This window comes from Paenibacillus spiritus (assembly GCF_008710135.1).
In the GTDB taxonomy this organism is placed as follows: Bacteria; Bacillota; Bacilli; order Paenibacillales; family Paenibacillaceae; genus Paenibacillus_AQ; species Paenibacillus_AQ glufosinatiresistens.
On record NZ_VYKK01000011.1, the window covers coordinates 23410 to 29870 of the forward strand.

4 protein-coding genes are annotated in these 6461 nt (G+C 59.9%); all 4 read left to right on the top strand.

What is annotated here, in order from left to right:
- Nucleotides 1-60 precede the first annotated feature (60 nt).
- The 4 genes from F4V43_RS09090 (at nucleotide 61) to F4V43_RS09105 (ending at nucleotide 6314) form a co-directional block, all read left to right on the top strand.
- Nucleotides 61-654 (top strand): TetR/AcrR family transcriptional regulator, encoded by a 594-nt coding sequence (locus tag F4V43_RS09090; RefSeq protein WP_150457932.1) that lies wholly within the window; start codon nucleotides 61-63, stop codon nucleotides 652-654.
- A 58-nt stretch (nucleotides 655-712) separates the two neighbouring features.
- The gene (locus F4V43_RS09095; protein WP_150457933.1) at nucleotides 713-1930 is read left to right on the top strand and encodes an MFS transporter; all 1218 of its coding nucleotides are present in this window, start codon (nucleotides 713-715) and stop codon (nucleotides 1928-1930) included.
- A 126-nt stretch (nucleotides 1931-2056) separates the two neighbouring features.
- Nucleotides 2057-3205, top strand: coding sequence for an SGNH/GDSL hydrolase family protein (locus F4V43_RS09100; RefSeq protein ID WP_150457934.1), 1149 nt, complete (start codon nucleotides 2057-2059; stop codon nucleotides 3203-3205).
- 190 nt (nucleotides 3206-3395) lie between these two features.
- Nucleotides 3396-6314 (top strand): glycoside hydrolase family 3 protein, encoded by a 2919-nt coding sequence (locus tag F4V43_RS09105; RefSeq protein WP_150457935.1) that lies wholly within the window; start codon nucleotides 3396-3398, stop codon nucleotides 6312-6314.
- The last annotated feature ends 147 nt before the right edge of the window (nucleotides 6315-6461 follow it).

Below are 6461 nucleotides of genomic sequence, written 5' to 3' on the forward strand. Positions count from 1 at the left end.
GACAGGTGCAGATCGGCTACAATACTGAATATTCGTTCAGTATTCGAGGGGGAAGAACGCTTGAACAAGAAACAGCAGCAGACCGAGGAGACCCGCCGGAGGATTGCCGCAGCTGCGCGCCCGCTGTTCATCCAGAAAGGCTACAATGCGACCGCGATTGACGACATTGTCAAGGCGACGGGATGCAGCGCGGGGAATATCTATTACCATTTCAAGAGCAAGGAGGGGCTCTTCCTGTATCTGATTGAAGAATGGGATACGGAATGGGAAGAAGTCTGGCGAAGCAAGGAGGCCGATTACCCCACCGTTGCCGGGAAGCTGTACGGGCTGGCGGAGCATATGGCGATGCAGCAGATGAATCATCCGCTCACGAAGGCGGTCGATGAATTCTATAACAACACCGTCAAGGACTCGCACGCCGAGGAGCGAATCCGGGAGATGGTCAACGGCTACCTGACCTTTAACCGGAACCTGCTGCAGCAGGGGATGGACAGCGGTGAATTCGCCCCCCGCGATGCCGCGCGGCTGGCCGTGATCCTCGACAGTCTGCTGTACGGGCTCAGTCTTCATACCCGGGAAATGGGGCAGGAAGAAGCACTGGCCGCCTACCGGCTGGCCATCGACGTCTTTTTAAGCGGTGTAGCCGGGGACTAGGATGGGTCTGTATGGATCTAGAACGATCATTCAGTATTCTAAATACGATGGAGGCTTTATGTCTATTTTTTTGAAGAACCGCGGCGCTCTGCCGATTCTGATGTTAAATCTGTTCCTGGTGTTCACCGGCATCGGTCTTATTATTCCGATCATGCCGAAGTTCATGAACGATCTGGGCATAACCGGCGGCCTGATCGGGCTGCTGGTTGCGACCTTCTCGCTCACCCAGTTTATTTTCTCGCCGCTGGCCGGAAGGCTGTCGGATTCCTTGGGACGCAAAAGAATGATCGTCTCCGGGATGGTGCTCTTCGCTCTCTCCGAGGGTCTGTTCGGACTGGCGTCCTCTCCGCTCCTGCTGTTCGTCGCCCGGATGCTGGGCGGCGTCAGCGCGGCGATGATTATGCCGGCGGTAATGGCCTATGCCGCCGATATTACGACCGATGAAGAGCGGGCCGCAGGGATGGGCTATATTAACGCCAGCATTACGACCGGCTTCATTATCGGGCCGGGGATCGGCGGATATATTGCCGATTTCGGCATCCGGGTGCCCTTCTATGCGGCGGGCGTTGCAGGCCTTGCGGCCGCGCTCATTACCCTGCTGATACTCCGCGAATCGCGCCGGGCCCCGGCTGCGGCAAGCACGGCTGCCGCTTCCGGGGAACCGGGACCGCAGGAGACGGGCGGCCTGCTGAGCCAGCTGCGGCAATCTGTGCGCGAGCCTTATTTTATCAGTCTGATTGTTGTATTCGTCATGTCCTTCGGCTTGGCCAATTTCGAGACGGTGTTCGGCCTGTTCGTAGATCATAAATTCGGCTTCGATCCGCAGGATATCGCCTTCATCATTACCTTTGGCTCCATTGCGGGGGCTGTCGTCCAGATGACGGCGTTCAGCTGGATTCTGAACCGGTTCGGCGAGAAGCAGGTAATTACGGTCTGCCTGCTGTTCGCGGGAATTTTTATTCTGCTGACGCTTCTCGTGAGCGCCTTCTGGATGATCTTTGCCGTTACTTTCATTGTTTTCCTGGCTATCGACATTATGCGGCCGGCGGTCGGAACTCAAATGTCGAGGCTGGCGCGGGATCAGCAGGGCTATGTGGCGGGTCTGAACTCGGCGTTCACCAGTCTGGGCAACATTGCCGGACCGATTGTGGCCGGGTACCTGTTCGATTTTAACCTGAACCTGCCGTATGTATTGTCGGGTCTGGTTCTTCTGGGCTGCTGCGTTCTGTCGCTGAGCATGCGGACCGGACGGGACAAGACGGCGGCCTCTTCCTGAACACGGCCCGCTGCGAAGAGCATAAGAGCGTCCATTGAAGCGATGGCGCCGGGAGAGTACCATAAGGATTGAAGTCGGCGGAAATGGCCGCATGACTTATATCTGGGATGAGTGAGGAATCGAGGAATGAAGAACAATCCGAAGCTGAAGGAAATGACGCTGGCCGAAGCCGTCCGGGTCCATGGCCGCACGAACGGCTCGCGGTCTCCCCTGACCCTGTTCTGGACGGGCAGCGGTATAGAAGTGAATTTAACGGGAACCGAACTGTGGATCGAAGTGGAAGCCGACTATGAGACCTATGAACCCTGGATCAGCGTCCTGCTGAACGGTGCGCCAATCAGCCGACAGATGCTGACGGCCGGTCGCTACTGGATCTGTCTGTTCCGCGGAATGAGCGCCGGCTCCGTCAAGCATGTGCGCCTTTTGAAAGACATACAGGCGATGAGCGAAGATCCGGATGCCCTGCTTCAAATTCATGCCCTCCGCTTCGACGGAGACCTGCTGCCGGTGGCGGACAAGCCGCTGAAGATTGAGTTTGTCGGAGACAGCATCACCTCCGGCGAGGGCGCCATCGGCGCGAGAGAAGAGATGGACTGGATTCCGGTCTGGTTCAGCGCCGTGCACAACTACACCGCCCTGACGGCGGAAGCGCTGAACGCCGATTACCGCGTGCTGTCCCAGAGCGGCTGGGGCGTTCTGACAAGCTGGGACAATAATCCCCGCAACCGCATGCCGCGCATCTATGACCAGGTCTGCGGGCTGCTCTCGGGCCGGAGGAACGAGGAACTCGGGGCGCTGGAGCCGAATGATTTCCGCTCCTGGCAGCCCGACGCCGTTATCGTCAACCTCGGAACGAATGACGAAGGCGCCTTTCATAACGCCGGGTGGCAGGACCCGGCGACCGGCGAGCGCCGCAAGAAGCGGCTGAACGAGGATGGAAGCTATAACGAAGAAGATCTGGGAACCGTGGAACAGGCCATTGAACGGTTCCTTGAACTGATTCGCTCACGCAATCCCCGCGCCCGGATCGTCTGGGTCTACGGCATGCTGGGGCTTGGACTCATGCCTGCCATTTACCGCGCGGTCGATGCTTACGGCAAGCGGACCGGCGACCGGAACGTATCCGTCTTCCAGCTTCCGAATATGACGGAGGAGACGGTGGGGTCCAGAGTGCATCCGGGGCGGCTCGCCCATGAGAGAGCGGCGCGGGAGCTGGCCGGCTACCTGAGAGGGATCTTGCCGCGGGCAGGCGGGGGAAGCGGTTCAGGCCGTTAACTTAGGGAAGGAACGACGAAGCGGCTCGGGGGGCTGGAAACAGCACCCCGAGCCGCTTTCTCTGCCCTTAGCCGTCCGCCCTTAGCCGTTCTGTGAAAGCGCCTCTAATTCTCTATGATATTGCCTCTAATTATACGGGTAGCTCCTCACTGCGGTTCTCGCTTACAATACGCTCGAGGAGATGATGACAATGTCCGCACCAACCTATTTTCCTTTTCAGAATCCTGACTTGCCTCTGGAAGAACGGGTAAATGACCTGGTCTCCCGGTTCACGCTGGAAGAAAAGGTAGATCTCATGATCCAATACCAGGCCGCCGTTGAACGGCTGGGCGTGAAAGCGTATAAGCACGGAACGGAAGCGGCGCATGGCATGGCCTGGCTCGGGGAGGCCACCGGCTACCCGCAGCCGATCGGCCTCGGATGCACCTGGGACACCGGGCTGATGCAGCGCATCGGAAGCGCGATCGGCGATGAAGCGCGCGGCTTTTATAAACGCAATCCCGAAATCAACGGGCTGACCCTGTGGGCGCCTACAGTCGATATGGAACGCGACCCGCGCTGGGGACGGACGGAAGAGGCTTACGGCGAAGATCCGGTACTGACCGGGAAGCTGGCGTCTGCGCTCGTGCAGGGCATTCAGGGCGACCACCCCCGATATTTGAAAGCGGTTGCCACACTGAAGCACTTTATTGCCAACAATAATGAAGTCGGCCGGGGCGACGCTTCGGTCAGCATTGATCCGCGCAATATGCGCGAATACTACCTCAAGGCTTTCGAAATCCCGTTCAAGGAAGGCGGCGCCCAGTCGATGATGACGGCCTACAATGCCATCAACGGCGTGCCGGCCAACCTGAACCCGGATGTACAAGCGGTGGTGAAGGAAGAGTGGGGCATGGACGGCTTCGTCGTCAGCGACGCTTTTGACGTAACGGGAACCGTCCGCGATCACGGCTATCTGGAGACCTATAAAGAAGCCGTCGCCCGTTCGGTCAAAGAGGGCGGCATCGACAGCATTACGGACGACGGAGAGGCCATCAAGGCGGCGCTGCGCGAAGCGCTGGCCGAGGGTCTGCTTACGGAGAGCGATCTGGACATCGCTCTCCGCAACACCTTCCGGGTCCGCTTCCGGCTCGGAGAATTCGACTCCGAAGAGGGCAACCCGTACGCGGCCATTGATGAATCGGCCATCCTGCGTCCCGAACATGCCGAGCTCTCCCGGGAAGCCGCGTGCAAAGCGGCCGTTCTGCTGAAGAATGAAGGCGGCCTGCTGCCGCTGCAGGCGGATCAGCTGGGCCAGGTGGCCGTGATCGGCCCGCTCAGCGGCACGGTCTACCGGGATTGGTACAGCGGCTCGCTGCCCTATGCGGTAACGCCGCTGGAAGGAATCGAAGCGAAGCTGGCCGAAGCCGGCAACCGTGCGGAGCGGAAGACGCTGTTCGCAGGCGGAACGGATCGCATCCGGCTGAAATCGAAGAAGACGGGCCGGTATGTGACGCTCGGTGAAGGCGAAGAGGCTGCGCTGGCGGCGACGGCGGAGAAGGCCGAGGACGCCGATATTTTTGAAGTGACGGACTGGGGCTGGGACAGCCATACGCTGATTGCCGAGAAGAACGGCAAGTATCTGACGACGGACGACCGGATCGTGAAGGCAGCGGCCGACCGAATCTGGGAATGGTTCACGAAGGAGGTCTTCCTGATCTCCGCCGTAGACGGTCAGCCGCAGACTGTAACCTTCTCTACCTGGAACGGTACGCCTGTAACGGTAAGCGGCGATTCGGGCGCTCTGCTGGTCGGCGACGGCAGCGCCGCTGAAATGGCGAATGAAATCAACGTAGCCGGCGCAGCGGAAGTCTCGGGCGAGAGAGCGGTAGCCGTTGCCGCCGACGAATTCGAAGTGGAAGTGCTGACCGACAAGCTGAAAGAGGCGAGAAGAGCGGCGAGCGAGGCGGACCTGGCGGTCGTCTTTGTCGGCAATCATCCGCTGATCAACGGCAAAGAAACGATGGACCGTCCCGACATTACGCTTCCGGCTTCGCAGGAAAAGCTGATTCAGGAAGTATACGCGGCCAATCCCAACACGGTGGTCGTGGTCATCGGCAGCTATCCGTTCGCGCTGAATTGGACCGATGCCCATGTGCCGGCCATTCTGTACAGCACCCACGCCGGACAGGAGCTCGGCCATGCGCTCGCCGACGTGCTGTTCGGGGCGTACAACCCGGCCGGCCGGCTCAATATGACCTGGTACCGGTCTGTGGATCAGCTTCCCGAGTTCATGGACTACGATATTATTAAGCACGGACGGACCTATCAGTATTTTGAAGGCGACGTGCTCTATCCGTTCGGCCACGGCCTGTCGTATTCCAGCTTCCGCTATGAGGAAATCCGTCTGGACAAGACGGAGGCGGATGCGGAGAGAGACCGGGAGATCGCAGTGACCGTCCGGGTTACAAATACCGGCGGGCGCGCCGGTGAAGAAGTGGTTCAGCTCTACGGCCGGGCGGAGCAGTCCCGGGTGAAGCGGCCGCTGAAGCAGCTCCTGGCATTCCGGCGCATGCTCCTTCAGCCGGGCGAGACGGCCGAGGTGACGTTCACACTGCCGCTGGCAGAGCTGGCGATGTGGGATGTAACCCGCGACCGTTACTGGGTGGAGGCCGGCAACTATACATTCCTGGCCGGTTCTTCTTCGGCCAGCCTGCCGCTCTCTGCTGTGCTGAAGCTTGACGCTGAAGCGATCCCGCCGCGTAATCTGAACGAGGCGACCCGTGCCGTCAACTATGACGATTATGAAGGCCTGCAGCTCGGGGAATGTACGGAAGGCGGAAGCGCGCTTGAAGTGCGCAGCGGTTCCGGCTGGGCCGTCTACCGGGACGCCGATCTCGGCGAGGGCGCAGCGGCGCTGGCCTTCCGGGCGGCGGCAGACAGAGAGGCGTCGCTTGAGGTCCGGCTCGGCGGCCCGGACGGACGGTTGGCCGGAGAAATACGGCTGAGCGGAACAGGCGCGCAGGAGTGGCGCGATTATACCTGTGCGCTCAGCGGAGCAGCCGGCCGCCAGGATGTCTGTCTGGTGCTGAAGGGCGCTATGAGAGTTAGCGGGTTCCGCTGCTCGTAGCAGACGGAATTCATCAAGGAGAAGAGACAGAACCGCTCGGGTGCTGAAGTGCACCCCTTAGAATAGACATTGGAAAACCCCCCTGGTTATTCCGATAAAATCTGAAGTGCACCCCTTAGAATAGACATTGGAAAACCCCCCTGGTTA

What these genes read in the sequence shown, in the direction of transcription:
- F4V43_RS09095 (WP_150457933.1), top strand. Translation starts at nt 713, where the DNA reads ATGTCTATTTTTTTGAAGAACCGCGGCGCTCTGCCGATTCTGATGTTA.
- F4V43_RS09100 (WP_150457934.1), top strand. Translation starts at nt 2,057, where the DNA reads ATGAAGAACAATCCGAAGCTGAAGGAAATGACGCTGGCCGAAGCCGTC.
- F4V43_RS09105 (WP_150457935.1), top strand. Translation starts at nt 3,396, where the DNA reads ATGTCCGCACCAACCTATTTTCCTTTTCAGAATCCTGACTTGCCTCTG.